Annotated in this window: 11 protein-coding genes, 1 tRNA gene and 2 rRNA genes (1 of these 14 cut by a window edge); 11 read left to right on the top strand and 3 right to left on the bottom strand. The window is 66.2% G+C overall.

The features are described 5' to 3' along the window. Nucleotides 1–4: 4 nt before the first annotated feature. From M1L36_RS07130 to M1L36_RS07115, 4 genes are all read left to right on the top strand, one after another. Nucleotides 5–2,344, top strand: a complete 2,340-nt coding sequence (locus M1L36_RS07130; RefSeq protein WP_250873025.1) for a DEAD/DEAH box helicase — start codon at nucleotides 5–7, stop codon at nucleotides 2,342–2,344. 88 nt (nucleotides 2,345–2,432) lie between these two features. Then, nucleotides 2,433–3,176, top strand: coding sequence for a topoisomerase DNA-binding C4 zinc finger domain-containing protein (locus M1L36_RS07125; protein ID WP_250873024.1), 744 nt, complete (start codon nucleotides 2,433–2,435; stop codon nucleotides 3,174–3,176). 130 nt (nucleotides 3,177–3,306) lie between these two features. Continuing rightward, complete coding sequence (endA, locus tag M1L36_RS07120) at nucleotides 3,307–4,308, top strand: tRNA-intron lyase (protein WP_250873023.1); 1,002 nt, start codon at nucleotides 3,307–3,309, stop codon at nucleotides 4,306–4,308. Between the two features lie 106 nt (nucleotides 4,309–4,414). After that, the gene (locus M1L36_RS07115; protein ID WP_250873022.1) at nucleotides 4,415–6,076 is read left to right on the top strand and encodes a tryptophan--tRNA ligase; all 1,662 of its coding nucleotides are present in this window, start codon (nucleotides 4,415–4,417) and stop codon (nucleotides 6,074–6,076) included. A gap of 21 nt (nucleotides 6,077–6,097) precedes the next feature. On the opposite strand, the gene M1L36_RS07110 is transcribed toward M1L36_RS07115, so the two are convergent. Continuing rightward, a complete protein-coding gene (locus M1L36_RS07110; RefSeq protein WP_250873021.1) occupies nucleotides 6,098–6,733 on the bottom strand; it encodes a class I SAM-dependent methyltransferase in 636 nt (211 codons plus the stop codon). A 479-nt stretch (nucleotides 6,734–7,212) separates the two neighbouring features. On the opposite strand from M1L36_RS07110, the gene pheS reads away from it, so the two are divergent. The 3 genes from pheS to M1L36_RS07095 all read left to right on the top strand — a co-directional run bounded on the left by pheS (nucleotide 7,213) and on the right by M1L36_RS07095 (nucleotide 11,013). Next, nucleotides 7,213–8,730 (top strand): phenylalanine--tRNA ligase subunit alpha, encoded by a 1,518-nt coding sequence (pheS, locus tag M1L36_RS07105; RefSeq protein ID WP_250873020.1) that lies wholly within the window; start codon nucleotides 7,213–7,215, stop codon nucleotides 8,728–8,730. Then, complete coding sequence (pheT, locus tag M1L36_RS07100; protein ID WP_250873019.1) at nucleotides 8,730–10,472, top strand: phenylalanine--tRNA ligase subunit beta; 1,743 nt, start codon at nucleotides 8,730–8,732, stop codon at nucleotides 10,470–10,472. The genes pheS and pheT overlap by 1 nt, the downstream gene beginning before the upstream one ends. Nucleotides 10,473–10,542: 70 nt before the next feature. Next, nucleotides 10,543–11,013 carry a GNAT family N-acetyltransferase gene (locus tag M1L36_RS07095; RefSeq protein WP_250873018.1) on the top strand — a complete coding sequence of 157 codons (471 nt, stop codon included), beginning with the start codon at nucleotides 10,543–10,545 and terminating at the stop codon, nucleotides 11,011–11,013. Between the two features lie 27 nt (nucleotides 11,014–11,040). On the opposite strand, the gene M1L36_RS07090 is transcribed toward M1L36_RS07095, so the two are convergent. Next, the gene (locus M1L36_RS07090) at nucleotides 11,041–12,090 is read right to left on the bottom strand and encodes a quinone-dependent dihydroorotate dehydrogenase (protein ID WP_369694210.1); all 1,050 of its coding nucleotides are present in this window, start codon (nucleotides 12,088–12,090) and stop codon (nucleotides 11,041–11,043) included. Further along, nucleotides 12,090–12,290: a hypothetical protein gene (locus tag M1L36_RS07085; RefSeq protein ID WP_250873449.1), complete on the bottom strand. Its 201-nt coding sequence runs from the start codon at nucleotides 12,288–12,290 to the stop codon at nucleotides 12,090–12,092. The genes M1L36_RS07090 and M1L36_RS07085 overlap by 1 nt, the downstream gene beginning before the upstream one ends. A gap of 175 nt (nucleotides 12,291–12,465) precedes the next feature. Here M1L36_RS07085 and M1L36_RS07080 point away from each other — a divergent pair, with 175 nt between their 5' ends. From M1L36_RS07080 to M1L36_RS07065, 4 genes are all read left to right on the top strand, one after another. Then, on the top strand, nucleotides 12,466–12,780 hold the full coding sequence (locus M1L36_RS07080; RefSeq protein WP_250873017.1) for a non-histone chromosomal MC1 family protein: 315 nt from the start codon (nucleotides 12,466–12,468) through the stop codon (nucleotides 12,778–12,780). Nucleotides 12,781–13,618: 838 nt separating this feature from the next. Continuing rightward, a 16S ribosomal RNA gene (locus tag M1L36_RS07075) occupies nucleotides 13,619–15,090 on the top strand. 100 nt (nucleotides 15,091–15,190) lie between these two features. Continuing rightward, nucleotides 15,191–15,262, top strand: a tRNA-Ala gene (locus M1L36_RS07070). A 197-nt stretch (nucleotides 15,263–15,459) separates the two neighbouring features. Further along, a 23S ribosomal RNA gene (locus M1L36_RS07065) occupies nucleotides 15,460–16,971 on the top strand; it runs 1,399 nt beyond the window's last position. Together the 16S and 23S rRNA genes with 1 tRNA gene alongside form the textbook arrangement of a ribosomal RNA operon.

Below are 16,971 nucleotides of genomic sequence, written 5' to 3'. Positions count from 1 at the left end.
ACCTGTGAACGTCGCCGAGCGCCTCCCCGAGTTCGCCGACGCCTTCCCGTTCGACTCGTTCAATCGGATGCAGGCGACGGCGTACCCGGCCATCATGGAGCGCGACGAGAACGTCGTCGTGAGCGCACCGACCGCCAGCGGGAAGACGGCGCTCGCCGAACTCGCCATCTGCAAGACGCTCGAAGCCGGGGGTACCGCGCTGTTTCTCGCCCCCCTCCGCGCGCTGACCAACGAGAAGGAGAGCGAGTGGGAGCGCTTCGAGGAGATGGGCTACTCCGTCTACGTCGTCACGGGCGAACGCGAGTTGACGCCCCACCTCGCCGACCGCGCCGACATCCTCGTGATGACGCCCGAGAAGGCCGACTCGGCGACCCGGAAACACGAGTCGACGCGCTACGGCTTCATCCGCGACGTCGACTGCTGTGTCATCGACGAGGTCCACCTGCTCGACTCCGACCGCCGGGGGTCGGTGCTCGAAGTGACCATCTCGCGACTCCGACGGCTGTGTAGCCCCCGCGTCGTCGCGCTCTCGGCGACGATGCCGAACGTCGACGACGTGGCGCGGTGGCTCGACGCCCCCGCCGACTGCACCTTCGAGTTCGACGACGAGTACCGTCCCGTCCCGCTCGACGCGTCGGTGAAGACGTACTCCCGTGGGGACAACCCGTTCGCCGACAAGTACCGTCGGCTCTACCGCGCGCTGGACCTCGCCGAACCCCACGTCAGCGAGGGGGGACAGGCGCTCGTGTTCGTCGCCTCCCGGCAGGACACCGTCCGGGCCGCCGAGAAAGCGCGGGACGAACTCGCCAAGCGGGACGTCCCGATGGGCGCTCGCGGCGACTACGACTTCCACAACGAAGCCAAGGAACTCCAGAACCAGACGCTCCGGAAGTCGGTGCTCGACGGGGTGGGGTTCCACCACGCCGGCCTCGCGAAGGGCGACAAGGACCGCGTCGAGGCGTGGTTCAAGCGCGGCGACATCCAACTGCTGTTCTCGACGTCGACGCTCGCGTGGGGGGTGAACCTCCCCGCTCGCTGTGTCGTCATCCGGGACACCAAACTCCACGACCCGCTCGAAGGCGAGGTCGACATGAGTCCCCTCGACGTCCTCCAGATGCTCGGACGGGCGGGCCGACCGGGGTTCGACGACGCGGGGTACGCCTACGTCGTCTGCCAGTACTCGGACAAGCCACGCTACGAACAGCTGTTGAGCGAGGGCAAAGAGATCGAGTCGCGTCTCGCAGACGACCTCGACGCCCACCTCAACGCCGAGATATCGTTGGGCACCATCCGCGACCTCGACGACGTGATGGACTGGCTGGAGACCACCTTCTACTACGTCCGCGCGCAGAGTGCGCCCGACGGCTACGACTTCGGCGGTCGCTTGCGCGAACGGGTCCGCGAGACGCTCTCGCGACTCGTCGAGTCGGGGTTCGTCGAGACCGACACGGACCTCGGGGTGGAGGGCACCGCGCTCGGGCGACTCGCCTCGCGGTACTACCTCCGACTGGATACGGCCGAACGGTTCGCTGACCTCAGTGGGCGCGACCACGTCGACGAGTCGGCCGTTCTGGAGTGCGTCGCTGGCGCGGCGGAGTTCGACAGCGTCTCGTGTCGCTCGGCGGAGCGCGACGCGGTGAGTCGGGTCCTCTCCGGCGACGACACGCTGGACGACGACGGTCACCGCAAGGTGCTCGCCATCCTGCGCGCGAGCATGACCGGATCGACCCCGAGTGAACTCCAGAGCGACGCGTGGGTCATCCGACAGAACGCACTCCGGTTGCTCGCCGCACTCCAGGAGTTCCTCGACACGTTCGCCGCGCCCGACCTCGCCAACCTCGCCCGCCGCGTCGAGGCTCGGGTCGAACACGGCGTCGACGCCGAGGCGGTCGGACTGACGGCCATCGACGGCGTCGGTTCGGGGCGCGCCCAGCGTCTCGCGGGCGAGGGTATCACGACGCCCGCGGACGTGCTCGCCGCGGGCGAGGAGGGGCTGGTCGCCGCCGGGATGTCCGAGGGCGTCGCGACGACGCTCCTCAAGAACGCCCGGAAACTACCCGCGGTCGCGGTCGAGTGGGGGCAGTTCCCCGAGCGGGTCGGCCGCGGTCAGAACGACATGCGCGAACTCACCGTCCGCTCGACGGCCGGCGGCGCGCGCGCGAGCGTCGCCGTGACGGTCAACGGCGTCGAGATGGCCGACACGACGGCGTACCTCGGGCAGACGACGGTCCCGGCGGCGGTGTTCGGCGGGACCGCCGACGAGATGACGTTCGAGGTGGCGGTGGCGTTCCCCGACCTGCCGTTGCCGCCGGTCACCGACTCGCGTACCGTTCGCGTGGAGTGACGCCCCGGTCGGACCGCTCTTCTCGTCCGACTCGCTCCAGGCCCCGGCCTCCGAGCGTTCTTGTGCCAACACGCGACCAGCGGTGGCCATGTCCGGAAGCTTCCGACTGTTCGCCGGCGAGTGTACGACCGAGTTCGAGGGGACGGGACCGCGCGCCCGCCTCCAGCGCGGGCACGTCGTCTGTCTCGTCAAACCCGACGACACCGTCCTCGTCCACGACGCCGACGGCTACCAGCCGGTCGCGTGGCTCACCCGCCCCGAGTCGCTGACCGTCGAGTCCGACCCGGTCCGCGTCGTCGCGCGTGACGGCGACCAGCGACTGCGCGTGACCGTCCACGAGGAGTACGCGCTGAGTTCGGTCCCGGCGAGCGGCGCTGGGACGCCAGTCGGGTCGTGTCCGGGGTGTGGCGGGTCGCTCGTCCGCACCAAGGGCGGCGTCGTCTGCGTCGACTGTGACGTGCGCTACGGCCTGCCGGGGGACGCGAGCGTCCTCGACGGGACGTGTGACTGCGGCCTCCCCCGAATCCGTGCCGAGCGCGGGGCCGCGTTCGAGGTGTGTCTCGACCGCGACTGCGAGTCGCTCGACGCGGCGGTTCGCGAGGCGTTCGACCGCGCGTGGGACTGTCCGGACTGCGGTGACGACCTGCGCATCATCCGTCGGGGCGGCCTGCTCGCGGGCTGTGACGCCTACCCCGACTGCGAGACGGCGTTCTCGGTCCCACGCGGGGTCGTCGCGGGGACGTGTGACTGCGGCCTGCCGGCGTTCCGGACCGGGTCGGGGAGCGTGCGCTGTCTCGACGCGGCGTGTGAGGCCGTGCGAACGTCGGTGTGACCGAGAGGGACCGGGCTTCCGGAGTCGCCTGCGGAGTCGCGCTCGTGTGGGGCGGCTGTAGCCGGCCGTGTCGGGGCGAGCCCCAGACGAAAGGCGGACCGTTGATGGTCGTGGGGCTGGCAGACTACGTATGGACGCAACGCTCGACGGAGACGTCGTACACGTCGCGGGCCCGGCCCGCGAGCGGTTCTTCGACAACCGCGGGTACGGCTCGCCCGACGGCGACGCGCTCGACCTCGCGCCGGTGGAGGCGGCTCACCTCCTCTTCCGGGGGGACATCGACCGCGTCGACGGGATGGACTTCCGGTCGTTCCTGACGACGACCGACTGCACGCTCGACTTCCTCGTCTACAAGGACCTGCGCGACCGCGGGTTCTACCTCTCGCCGGCGCGCTGGCGCGACGACACCGGCGGCGCGGACTTCGTCGTCTACCCTCGCGGCGACGGGCCGTGGGACGGTGAGGTCGAGTACCAGATGCGCGTCGTCGGCGAACGCGAGCGCATCGACGCCGACTCGCTCGAAGAGACGCTCGCCGTCGTCGACGAGGAGTCCGAGATCACCTACCTCGGGGTCGACACCCCCGACGTCACCGGCTCCAGCGACACCGACCTCCCCACCGAGGTCGGAGGCGCACTGCTGGCCGACCGGGTCGTGCTGTGGAACCCTCCCTCCGAACTGTACCGCCAGGCGTTCTACGGTCGCCCGCTCGACGGCCGTGACGCCGACGGCCCCATCCAGTGTTCGCTGCTCGAAGGCGCGTACCTCGCCGAACGCGGTGTCGTCCGGGTCGACGCCAACCACGCGGGCATCGTCGACCGGGGCCGGGAGGTCGAGGGCGACCGGTTCGACCGCCGCCTCGCCGTCTACCGCGCGCTCCGGGAGCGCGACGTCGTCCCGAAGACGGGGTTCAAGTTCGGGTCGGACTTCCGCACCTACGCCGACGTCGACAGCGCCGACGACCTGGGTCACTCCGAGTTCCTCGTGCGCGTCGTCGAGGCGGGCCACGAGTTCGCCCCGCGTGACCTCGCGCTCGACGTCCGCCTCGCCCACGGCGTCCGCAAGACGATGGTGTTCGCGCTCGTCGACGGCAGCGAGGTGGAGTGGCTGTCGCTGTCGCGCCTGACGCCGTAGTCCGACCACTCGCCGACTCCTCCCGGTTTGCGACCGCGAGCACCGTCGCGTCGTGGTATGCGAACCGTTTTGCCGACGCCAACCGCCCCCTCTGACAACGAACGCCATGAGCGACCACACCGACGAGCGACAGCAGGGCGCTCGCGACACCGACGACACCGCCGACGCGGACCGCTCCCTGCGTCCGGACGGTGGTACCGCCGCCGGAGCGGACGACGTCACGCTCGACCCGTGGGGCTCCTCGACCGTCGAGGACTACCGCAAACTGTTCGAGCAGTTCGGCATCGAGGAGTTCGACGACCTGCTCCCCGACGTGCCCAACCCCCACTACCTGATGCGTCGCGGCGTCATCTTCGGCCACCGCGAGTACCGCCGCGTGCTCGAAGCGATGGCCAACGACGAGCCCGCCGCCGTCCTCTCGGGGTTCATGCCGACGGGCGACCCCCACATCGGCCACAAACTCGTCTTCGACGAGATAATCTGGCACCAACGGCAGGGGCTGGACGCCTACGGCCTCATCGCCGACCTCGAAGCGCACGCCGCTCGCGGCCTCTCCTGGGCCGAAATCGACGAACACTCGCGCGATTATCTCCTCTCGCTGCTCGCGCTCGGGTTCGACCCCGAGGAGGGCGAACTGTACCGCCAGTCCGAGAACCGCCCGTTGCAGGACCTCGCGTTCGAACTCGGGGTCAAGGCGAACTACTCGGAGTTGGAGGCCATCTACGGCTTCGACGGTGAGACCGACGTCTCGCACATGCAGTCGGTCGTCACCCAGATGGCCGACATCTGCTACCCCCAACTCGACGAACCGAAGCCGACGGTCATCCCCGTCGGCCCCGACCAGGACCCCCACGTCCGCCTATCGCGTGACCTCGCCTCGCGGATGCGCTTCTTCGGCGTCACCGAGGCGTACGCCAGTTTCGAGGTCGACGACGAGGAGCGAGCGGTGGTCGCGAACGCCTTCGACGCGCTCGCAGAGCGTGCGGCCGACGCGGACGGCGACGTCACCGTGCGCTGTCTCGACGCTGCCGTGCTCGTCGACGAGGGCGTCGAGGCCGTCGACTTCGCGGACCGACCACGGATGGACCAGTACGAGGCGGGCGACAGCGAGGCCAGCGACCCCGAGGCGCGTGTCGCGGCCAAACTAGCCAACGCCGGGATGGAGCCGCTGCGCCCGCGCGTCCGCTTCCTCGACCGCAACGCCACGCCCGAGGCGTTCGAGGCGCTCGTCGAGGCCATCGACGGCGAGAAACGCGTGTTCGACGAGCACGTCGACGCGTTCGACCTCGCCCACGACGCGGCCGAGGAACTGGCCCGCGAGGTCGAGGTCGACAACGGCGGCTACGGCTTCGTCCCACCCTCGTCTATCTACCACCGGTTCATGACCGGCCTCACGGGCGGGAAGATGTCCTCCTCGATTCCCGCCTCGCACATCTCGCTGCTCGACGACCCCGCCGACGGCTACGACAAGGTGAAGTCGGCGACCACGGGTGGGCGGGAGACCGCCGAGAAACAGCGTGAACTCGGCGGGAAGGTCGACGAGTGCCCCGTCTACGAACTGTACGCCTACCTGCTCGCACAGGACGACGACGACCTGACTCGCGAGGTGTACGAGGAGTGCGTCGGCGGCGAGCGCCTCTGCGGTGGCTGTAAGGAACAGGCCGCGGAGTTGATGCGCGACTTCCTGGAAGACCACCAGGAGAAACGCGCCGAGGCCGAGGAGTTGCTGGAGTCGCTCGACGTCGAGTTAGAGAGTTCGCGACGCTGAGTCGGCACTGTTCGTTTCGTCCTACTCGTCGCTCTTCTTCCGTGCGTACACCGTCGGCGCGAACTCCACGAACGACTCGTCGGTGCCGACCGCGTCCCAGTAGTCTCGCGTCTCGACGCCGAGGGTCGATTCGACGTCCGCACGCGTGCGGAGGTTCTCCTCGCCGACGACCAGCGAGAAGAACGCCTGGCTCTGTTCGTCCATCTCCAACGCCCCGCGGCGCGTTCCCTCGGAGGGGTACGAGACGACGAGGTGGCCGCCCGGCGCGACTCGCTCCCACAACGATTCGAGCGCCCGGTCGACGTCCGCGACGAAAAAGAGCGTCGCGATGCAGTAGACGAGGTCGTAGTGCCCCTTGGTGTCGAGGTCCGGCAGCGCGTCCACGGCGAACGTGAGACCGTCGAGGTCGGCGTCGCTCGCGAGGTCGCGGTTGTCCGCGACGAGCTCCTCGGAGACGTCGACGCCGTGGACCGTCGTCTCGGGGTGGCGCTCGGCGACGGCGAACTCGGTGACGGCGGGGCCACACCCCACCGAGAGCATCGTCTTGGGCACCCGTGTCCGCTCGAAGAACCGCTCCAGCAGGTCCGGCATCCGGTCGCCCGCGAGGTACGCGATGCGGTCGTAGTCGCGTTCGCGGTAGAACTCCGTCCACTCCATACTGTATGGTGGATTCGTGTCGTGAAAAGTTCCAGCGCGGGTGCGGGCGAGAGCGGAGCGACGCTCACCCCGAAAGCCCCGAGGCGCTGGAGTCGGTGCGCTCGTTGCGCCCTTCGCTCCCTCCGGTCGCTCCAGTGCTTACCTCGCGCGCCTTCCCCCAGCGCCCCGCCCCTTTCAGTCCCGCCCGCATCGCCGGTCCAGTCGCTCTCACGCCCCCGGAACGCTTTTGCCCGCGGCCCCGTCTCTCTCGGACATGGCAAGCGACCCTCGCCGTGCCGGTGTCGTCACCGACCAGTCACGCGTCGCGAGGTTCGGCTTCTTCTTCGCGGCCTGAGCGAGCGGCGGACTCCTTCCGCTGGGGAGGGACGAAATCGCTCGCAGGGGTCGCATCGCGCGGGCCGTCTCACCGCTTCGGCGTCGCTGTCGGAGCCACGAGTCGACTCGAAAACACCTAACCGACGTACCCGAGTGTACGAACCATGCAACTACCCGCAGCGCAGGTCGCGGTCCTGGAGGCCGCGTCTGCCACCGACGACCGAACCGTCGACGCCGTCGCGGACGAGGTGGGAGAGACCCCCACCGTCGTCACGCGCGCGGCGTTCGAACTACGAGACGACGGCCTGCTCGACGTCACCGAGCGGACCGAGGAGACCGTCAGCCTGACCGAGGAGGGCGAGACGTACCGCGAAGCGGGCCTACCCGAAGTCCGCCTCTACCGCGCCGCGATGGACGCGGGCGCGGCCGACGAGCCGGTCGAGATGGGGGAACTCATCGGCGCGGCCGGACTGGGCGGCCCCGAGGTCCAGATTGCCCTGTCGAACTTCGCGCGGAAGGGCTACGGCGTCATCGACAGCGGCGCGGTGTCGGCCGACCCCGACGCCGACCCCGACGCGGACACGGAGGCGAACGCGCTGGAGAGCATCGCCGCGAGCGACGCCGGAACCGTCGACGACGAGACGCTCGACGCGCTCGACCGACGCAGCCTCGTCGTCCGCGAGGAGTCCACGGTCCGCTCCGTCCTGCTGACCGACGCGGGTGTCGACGCCATGATGGAGGGCGTGAGCGTGGCGGAGACGGTCGCGCAGGTCACCCCCGAACTGCTCACCAGCGGCGAGTGGGAGGACGTGGAGTTCACCGAGTACAACGTCGAGGCCGACGCCGAGGCCGTCACGCCCGCGCGGAAACACGTGCTCCGCCAGACCGCAGACCGCGTCAAGGACGTGCTCGTCGGGATGGGGTTCCAGGAGATGGAGGGCCCGCACGTCGACTCGGAGTTCTGGATCAACGACACGCTGTTCATGCCCCAGGACCACCCCGCCCGCACCCACTGGGACCAGTTCGTCCTGTCGAACCCCGCGGAGATGGACGCCGATGACATGCCGAGCGAGCTAGTCGACCGGGTCGCGCGCGCCCACCGCGAGGGCGTCGGCGAGGACGGCGACGGCTACCACTCGCCGTGGACCGAGGACGTCGCGCGCGGACTGGACCTGCGCGGGCACACCACGTCGCTGTCGATGCGCTACCTCTCGGGGCACGCCGAGGGCGAGTTGGAGCCACCACAGCGGTGGTTCTCCGTCGAGAAGGTGTACCGCAACGACACGCTCGACGCGACGCACCTGCTGGAGTTCTTCCAGATAGAGGGTTGGGTGATGGCCGAGGACCTCTCGGTGCGGGATTTGATGGGGACGTTCACCGAGTTCTACGAGCAGTTCGGCATCACCGGCATCGAGTTCAAACCCCACTACAACCCGTACACCGAGCCGAGCTTCGAACTGTTCGGCCGCCACCCCGTCACCGACGAGCTCATCGAAATCGGGAACTCGGGCATCTTCCGCCCCGAGGTGCTCGAACCGCTGGGCGTCGACTGCGAGGTGATGGCGTGGGGGCTGGCGCTCGAACGCCTCGCCATGCTCGTCACCGGCGCGGAGGACATCCGCGACCTGCACGGGACGCTGGCCGACCTGGAGTTCCTGCGGAACGCGGAGGTGATCTACTGATGCCCGTCGTCGACGTCGACCCCGACGAACTGCGGACACTGGCGAGCACCGAGCGCTCCGACGAGGAGCTGAAACGCGACCTGTTCGACCTCGGTCTGGAGTTCGAGGGCGAGACAGAGGAGGGAGACATGCAACTGGAGTTCGCCCCGGACCGACTCGACCGTCTCTCCGTCGAGGGCGTGGCCCGGTCGCTGCGCTACCAGGACGGCACCGACAGAGGCGTCTACGTCCCCAAGACCAACGACGCCGAGTGGGTCATCGAGGTCGACGAGACCGTCCCCGACGAACGGCCGTACGTCACCGGCGCTATCGTCCGCGGTCTAGACATGAGCGAGGCGAAACTGGACTCGCTCATCCAGTTGCAGGAGAAACTGCACGCGACGATGGGCCGCCAGCGCGCCAAGGGGGCCATCGGCGTCCACGACCTGACGATGCTGAAGGGCAACGCCGCCCGCGAAGGCGCGGGGAAGGCCATCAGCTACCGGGGCATCGCGCCCGAGGAGGACACGTTCGTCGCGCTGGACTCGACGGAGGAACTCACCCCCGCGGGCGTGCTCACCGACCACCCCACGGGCGAGAAGTACGCCGACATCGTCGAGGGCTACGACCGGTACCCGGCCATCTACGACGACATCGGCCTGTTCTCGTTCCCGCCGGTCATCAACGGCCGTCGGACGGAGGTCGACGACGAGTCCCGGGACCTGTTCATCGAGATGACGGGCACCGACCAGTGGACCATCGACAAGATGTGCACCATCGTCTGCTACGCGCTGGACGCGCGTGGCGGCCGCGTCGAGGAGGTCCGCGTCGAGTACCCCGAGGGTCACCCGGCAGAACAGCGCGACCTGCTCCGGCCGGACCTGACGGTCGACCACAAGACCGTCGCGCACGCTCGCATCGAGCAGTTGCTCGGCGTGGATCTGGACGAGCAGCAGGTCGTCGACTACCTCGAACGGGCGGGGCTGGACGCCGAGGTGGTCGAGCGCGACGGTGCTCCCGCCTATCGCGTCGAGGTGCCACCGTACCGCGTCGACGTGCTCAACCCCGTCGACGTCGTCGACGACGTGGGACGCGCCCACGGCTTCAACGAACTCTCGCCGCGCTACCCGGACGTCTCGACGGTCGGGGGCCGCCACGAGACCTCCCGGCTGGAGAGCGCCGCCCGCGACGCGCTCGTCGGCCTGGGTTTCGAGGACATGCTCGACTTCCACATGACGAGCGAGCGCGACTGCCTCGACCGGATGGGGCTGGACGTGCCCGACGAGCGCGACCCGGACGCGCCCGTGGGCCAACAGCCACCGGTGACCATCGCAGAACCGTACAGCGAGGACTACACCGTCGTCCGGACGTGGGCGCTCCCGTCGCTGCTGACGGTCCTGGAGAACAACACGCACCGTGCGTACCCCCAGGACCTCGCCGAGATCGGCCTCGCGGCGCACGTCGACGAGCGCGAGGAGACGAAGGCGGCCGAGCGGCGGACCGTCGCGGCCGTCCTCGCGCGCACCGACGCGGGCTACGAGGACGCGAAGGCCCGACTGCAGACGCTCGCCGGCGCGTTCGGGAAGACCCTGGAGACGCCCGCGACGACCCACCCGTCGTTCATCGAGGGACGGACCGCGGCCGTCGAACTGGACGGCGAACGCGTGGGTGTCGTCGGTGAGGTCCACCCGCGCGTGCTGGTCGAACACGACCTCGAACTACCGGTCGCGGCGTTCGAGTTCGACCTCGCGGCGCTGGAGTAGTTCGCCCACTCGCCGTCTCGTCGTCCGGTCGGGACGACACCGTTTTCGCGCTCTCGCGCCCGTTCGTCGTATGGACTGCCCTCCCGAGTACACCGTCGAACCGATGACCCGCGCGGTCGCCGTACGTATCGACGAGTGGCGCTACGACCCGCCGTACGACTTCTACGACCTCGACGCCGACCCCGCCGACCGCGCGGCGTTCGTCGACGAGTCGACGTGGCCCGACCGCCGGTTCGCAGTCTCCGACGCCGACGGACTGGTCGGGTTCTACAGCTTCGACCCCAGCGGCGACACGGTCGACCTCGGCCTGGGGATGGCCCCCGACCGGACGGGCGAGGGTGACGGCGAGGCGTTCGTCCGCCGAGCGCTGGCGGTCGCCCGCGAGCGCTACGACCCACCGCGCGTGCGACTGGGCGTGGCGACGTTCAACGAGCGGGCGATGCGCGTCTACGAACGCTGTGGGTTCGAGCGCGTCGGGAGGACGGAGGAGGAGACGAACGGTGGACTGTACGAGTTCCAGTGGATGGAACACGAACTGTAGGGGTGTGCCTCCTGTCGCGCGGGTCGGCTACAGGTCCGCGCCGACGGCGTCCTCGACGGAGTCGAAGCCGTCGCGCTCCAGCAGGTCGAGCAGGCCGCGGTTGATGTCGCGCGCGAGCGCTGGCCCCTCGTAGACGAGGGCGGTGTACAGTTGGACGAGCGAGGCCCCGGCGCGAATCTTCGCGTACGCGCCCGCGGCGTCCGAGACGCCACCGACACCGACGACGGGGACGTCCGTCCGCTCGGCGACGAACCGGACCATCTCGGTCGCACGCTCCTCGATGGGTGCGCCCGAGAGTCCGCCCGTCTCCACGCGATTGTGGTTGCGGAGCGTGTCGGGTCGCTCGACGGTGGTGTTGGTCGCGATGACGCCGTCGAGGTCGAGGTCGTCGACGACCGCGAGGGCGTCCTCGACCGCGCCGTCGGTGAGGTCCGGCGAGAGTTTCACCAGGAGGGGCCGGGCGTCGGCGTCGAGGAGTTCGCCGATGATGGCCTCGAGGTGCTCGCGGTTCTGGAGGTCACGCAACCCCGGCGTGTTCGGTGAGGAGACGTTGACGACGAAGTAGTCCCCGCCCGCGGCGGTCTGCTCGTAGCTGTAGCGGTAGTCCGCGGGGGCGTCGTCGAGCGGGGTGACCTTCGACTTCCCGATGTTGACGCCCAACGGGACCGACGCGTCGGTGTCGGCGAGACGCGGGCCGACGACGTCCGCGCCCGCGTTGTTGAACCCCATCCGGTTGACGAGCGCGCGGTCCTCGGGCAGACGGAACAGTCGCGGGCGCGGGTTCCCCACCTGTCCCTCGGCGGTGACCGCGCCGACCTCGACGTGACCGAAGCCGAGTGCGCCGAGCATCCCCGGTATCTCGGCGTTCTTGTCGAAGCCGGCTGCGACGCCGACGGGCGTCGGGAACTCCAGGCCGAACAGCTCGGTGTGGAGTCGTGGGTCGTCGACGCGGTAGCGGGCGGTCAGTGCCTCCTCGACGGGTGTCCCCTGTCCGAGACGGAGCAGTCGCTTCGTCGCCGTGTGAGCGGTCTCCGCCGGAAGCCGGAACAGGAAGGGCTTCGCGGCACGGTAGAACATCAGAACTCGTGCTCTATCTCCTCTTCGTCTGAGGCTTTCTGGATGATTATCTTGTTGTCGCGCACACGCACGTACACTTCGTCGCCGATCTCCATGCCGGCGACGGTGAGCTCGTCTTCGTGGAGGTTGAGGTGGACGTTGTGATACTCGCCGTTCTCGTCTTTGGCGCCGCTCGGACTGAGCTTCTTCTTTCGCACCATCGCGGTATCTTACCTCGCACTTCGTCACACGCTGTACTTAAGTTTGCTGTGCGAACGACGACGCCGTCGTCCCGTTCTCCTCGGACCCGTATTTAAAGAACAGCGTTACATCGGGTGGTTTCGGGGATATAGTTATGTAGGGTCATGTCTCACACTGACACGGAGGTACCAAACCATGGCACGCAGCGACGACGGTAAGCGGAACTTCGCGCTTCGGGACACGTCCGGGAGCGAATCGAGTGTGTTCTCGGGACGCACTCCTCGACAGGCCGCACTGAAGGCGGCCCGACGGCTCGAACCGGCCGACGGCGAAGACGCCGCCGAACGGGAGGCTATCAGTCTCCGCGAGAAGGGGACGAAGAAGGTCCACCACTACGAGGGGTGGGCCTGGGTCGAGGACGCACCGGACGACAAACCCGACTGGATGCCCCAGCGCATCACGAAGGCCAACGTCTCGAAGCAGGGCATCGAGCACCTCGAAGAGATCTGAACGGGTCTCGCCTCACTTCTCAACTTTCTCCCGACCGTCGAGTGGACGCTGTGGGTCCACCTCGGTCCCACAGGTTATTGCACCCCTCCCCGCGTACGCGTAGACGCGCGGCCTCACCCGGTCCGACCGTCCGTTCACGCGGGGGATGACGAACCGGTCTCCAACCGCGCGACATCGACACCTCGAGCGACGGCTCCGGAGTTCTATCGAGCACTGTGACACTCTGCACCCATGGGAGTGTGTTCCCATGAAAACGCATGACGGAGCGCCGGTGGTTCGACGGCCTTATACGTAACCCTCCACTCGGATAGAATGCGAAGAAGCGCGGGACGCCCCCTTCCGGGGGCGAACCGCCGCAGTCCGACGCCCTTATATGTAAGGGCACACTCGGACCAAGTACGCGACAAGGTGGGTGGCGCTCTTCACGGGGCGTCATCCGAGGTCCGACGCCCTTATACGTATGGGGGCACTCGGACGTAATACGCGGAAAGACGAGGTGGTCTCCTTCGGGAGGTCATCTCCGGTCCGATGCCCTTATATGTATGGGGGCGTTCGGATGTAATACGCGACGGGGCGTGGCACGCTGGCCGCGTCCGGGATTTCGAACTCGGTTCGATGGGTTTATAACCCTCAACCGGGTACACTGAAATCCGAAGAAGTGAGGATTCCGCCCCTGCGGTCCGCCGTCAAGACGGGATCTGATGTTAGCCCTGGTAGTTCGGTGACACTCGGTCGGTCCGACTGTCGCCGACGTCCGATACACACATGCAATCTGCAAATGGGATATGGACACACTCTCTGAGTGTGTTCCCGCCAACCCCCCTCGTTAGAGGGGAACATTCCGGTTGATCCTGCCGGAGGTCATTGCTATCGGAATCCGATTTAGCCATGCGAGTCGCACGAGTTCACACTCGTGGCAAACGGCTCAGTAACACGTGGCCAAACTGCCCTATGGACACGGATAATCTCGGGAAACTGAGGCTAATCCGTGATACTGCTCCCACGCTGGAATGCCGGGAGCACGAAACGCTCCGGCGCCATAGGATGTGGCTGCGGCCGATTAGGTAGACGGTGGGGTAACGGCCCACCGTGCCGATAATCGGTACGGGTATTGAGAGATAGAACCCGGAGACGGACTCTGAGACAAGAGTCCGGGCCCTACGGGGCGCAGCAGGCGCGAAACCTTTACACTGCACGACAGTGCGATAGGGGGATTCCGAGTGCGAGGGCATACAGTCCTCGCTTTTGTGTACCTTAAGGTGGTACACGAATAAGGGCTGGGCAAGACCGGTGCCAGCCGCCGCGGTAATACCGGCAGCTCAAGTGATGACCGATATTATTGGGCCTAAAGCGTCCGTAGCCGGCCAGGTAGGTCCGTCGGGAAATCCACTCGCCTAACGAGTGGGCGTCCGGCGGATACCGCCTGGCTTGGGACCGGGAGACCAGAGGGGTACGTCTGGGGTAGGAGTGAAATCCTGTAATCCTAGACGGACCATCGGTGGCGAAAGCGCCTCTGGAGAACGGATCCGACGGTGAGGGACGAAAGCTAGGGTCTCGAACCGGATTAGATACCCGGGTAGTCCTAGCCGTAAACGATGCTCACTAGGTGTGACGCAGGCTACGAGCCTGCGTTGTGCCGTAGGGAAGCCGTGAAGTGAGCCGCCTGGGAAGTACGTCCGCAAGGATGAAACTTAAAGGAATTGGCGGGGGAGCACTACAACCGGAGGAGCCTGCGGTTTAATTGGACTCAACGCCGGACATCTCACCAGCTCCGACAGTAATCATGACGGTCAGGTTGATGACCTTACCCGACGTTACTGAGAGGAGGTGCATGGCCGCCGTCAGCTCGTACCGTGAGGCGTCCTGTTAAGTCAGGCAACGAGCGAGACCCGCACCTCTAGTTGCCAGCAGCATCTCGCGATGGCTGGGTACACTAGGGGGACTGCCGCTGCTAAAGCGGAGGAAGGAACGGGCAACGGTAGGTCAGTATGCCCCGAATGAGCTGGGCAACACGCGGGCTACAATGGTCGAGACAATGGGAAGCTACCCCGAAAGGGGACGCTAATCTCCTAAACTCGATCGTAGTTCGGATTGCGGGCTGAAACTCGCCCGCATGAAGCTGGATTCGGTAGTAATCGCGTGTCAGAAGCGCGCGGTGAATACGTCCCTGCTCCTTGCACACACCGCCCGTCAAAGCACCCGAGTGGGGTCCGGATGAGGCCACCGTCCGGTGGTCGAATCTGGGCTCTGCAAGGGGGCTTAAGTCGTAACAAGGTAGCCGTAGGGGAATCTGCGGCTGGATCACCTCCACAGATCGAGACCAGGCCGTCGTGCCTGGCTCACCTTTGGCGCGGACGTCGACGACGAAGTGGCCGACCGAGCACTTCAGAACTACCGGGGCTAACAGGTAGGGCCCATAGCTCAGTGGGAGAGTGCCTCCTTTGCAAGGAGGATGCCCTGGGTTCGAATCCCAGTGGGTCCATATTCACGGGACGGAACCGGGTTGCTTAAGTGCAATCCGGCGCTCGTTCCGATGAAGACAGATGCACCATCTCGTGCAAGCGAGGATGGGAAGGGTTGACGCAGGTCCGCTTAGTCTCCGGACGTGTGTATGACACCGTGTGTACGTGCAATCCAGGCGCTCACTGGACCCGTTTACCGCGGTCCAGAGCATTCAATTATTCGTGGCTACTGTGCCACGTGGTGGATGGCTCGGCTCGAGTGCCGACGAAGGACGTGCCAAGCTGCGAAAAGCTGCAGGGAGCCGCACGGAGGCTAAGAACTGCAGATCTCCTAATGGGAATCCCTTCACAATTGCTTCGCGCAATGGGGAACGTCCAAAACTGAAACATCTCAGTAAGGACAGGAAAAGAAACCGAACGGGATGTCGTTAGTAACGGCGAGTGAAGACGACACAGTCCAAACCGAAGCCTTCGGGCAATGTGGTGTTCGGACTTACCATACGCAATCAACGACTCACGAGAACTCTCCTGGAACGGAGGGCGATACAGGGTGACAGCCCCGTATCGTGAGTGGGAGATTGCAGGTTTGTTCCAGAGTATCGGGGGTTGGAAATCCCTCGAGAAGACGGCAGGCATCGACTGCCAAGACTAAATACAACTCGAGACCGATAGCGGACAAGTAGCGTGAGCGAACGCTGAAAAGTACCCTGAGAAAGGGGTTGAAATAAGGCCTGAAATCATGTGGCGATGGAGCGACGGGGCATAAAAGGCCGTGGACAGAACGACATGGGGGCGACCCCACAGTAGAATGTCTACGGAGCCGGTGTCTCGTCGTACGTTTTGAAAAACGAGCCAGGGAGTGTGTCTGTTTGACGAGTCTAACCCGAGTATCGGGGAAGGCGTAGGGAAACCAATATGGCCGCAGCATTGCCAGGGCCACCGTGTTTAAGCGCGGGGAGTCAGGCGGACACGACCCGAATCCGGGTGATCTACACATGAGCAAGGCGAAGCATGGCGAAAGCCATGTGGAGGCCTGCTAGAGTTGGTGTCCTACAATACCCTCTCGTGACTTATGTGTAGGGGTGAAAGGCCCATCGAACCCGGTAACAGCTGGTTCCAACCGAAACATGTCGAAGCATGACCTCTGCTAAGGTAGTTCGTGAGGTAGAGCGACTGATTGGGGCGATCGACGCCGAGAGGCGTCGACACCCCTGTCAAACTCCGAACTTACGAACGCCGTAGACGCAGGGAGCCCGGTGTGCGGGGTAAGCTTGTGCACCGTGAGGGAGACAACCCAGAGCTGGGTTAAGGTCCCAAAATGTGGATTAAGTGCGATTGAAGATTGTCCCGAGCCCTAGACAGCCGGGAGGTGAGCTTAGAAGCAGCTACCCTCTAAGAAAAGCGTAACAGCTTACCGGCCGAGGTTCGGGGCGTCGAAAATGATCGGGGCTCAAATCCACTACCGAGACCTAGCGGCACGCTTCATCGCGTGTTCCCGTAGGTTGGCGCTCCGATTGGGTGGAAGCATGGGTGAGAACTCGTGTGGACCGATTGGTGACGAAAATCCTGGCCATAGTAGCAGCGATAGTCGGGTGAGAATCTCGACGGCCTAACGGACAAGGGTTCCTCAGCAATGTTTGTCAGCTGAGGGTTAGCCGGTCCTAAGTGATGTCGTAATTCGAGCATCACAAAAGGGGAACTGATTAATATTTCAGTGCTTCCGTACAAT

The sequence above is a fragment of the Halomarina rubra genome, assembly GCF_023699475.1.
Taxonomy (GTDB): domain Archaea; phylum Halobacteriota; class Halobacteria; order Halobacteriales; family Haloarculaceae; genus Halomarina; species Halomarina rubra.
Note: the sequence above shows the minus strand (reverse complement) of the source record. Positions and strands in the feature narration are given on the sequence as shown.

Bases quoted from the DNA above. Each gene is read 5' to 3' on its own strand.
- M1L36_RS07125 (WP_250873024.1), top strand. From the start codon at position 2,433: ATGTCCGGAAGCTTCCGACTGTTCGCCGGCGAGTGTACGACCGAGTTC.
- endA (WP_250873023.1), top strand. From the start codon at position 3,307: ATGGACGCAACGCTCGACGGAGACGTCGTACACGTCGCGGGCCCGGCC.
- M1L36_RS07115 (WP_250873022.1), top strand. From the start codon at position 4,415: ATGAGCGACCACACCGACGAGCGACAGCAGGGCGCTCGCGACACCGAC.
- M1L36_RS07110 (WP_250873021.1), bottom strand. From the start codon at position 6,733: ATGGAGTGGACGGAGTTCTACCGCGAACGCGACTACGACCGCATCGCG.
- pheS (WP_250873020.1), top strand. From the start codon at position 7,213: ATGCAACTACCCGCAGCGCAGGTCGCGGTCCTGGAGGCCGCGTCTGCC.
- pheT (WP_250873019.1), top strand. From the start codon at position 8,730: ATGCCCGTCGTCGACGTCGACCCCGACGAACTGCGGACACTGGCGAGC.
- M1L36_RS07095 (WP_250873018.1), top strand. From the start codon at position 10,543: ATGGACTGCCCTCCCGAGTACACCGTCGAACCGATGACCCGCGCGGTC.
- M1L36_RS07090 (WP_369694210.1), bottom strand. From the start codon at position 12,090: ATGTTCTACCGTGCCGCGAAGCCCTTCCTGTTCCGGCTTCCGGCGGAG.
- M1L36_RS07085 (WP_250873449.1), bottom strand. From the start codon at position 12,290: ATGGTGCGAAAGAAGAAGCTCAGTCCGAGCGGCGCCAAAGACGAGAAC.
- M1L36_RS07080 (WP_250873017.1), top strand. From the start codon at position 12,466: ATGGCACGCAGCGACGACGGTAAGCGGAACTTCGCGCTTCGGGACACG.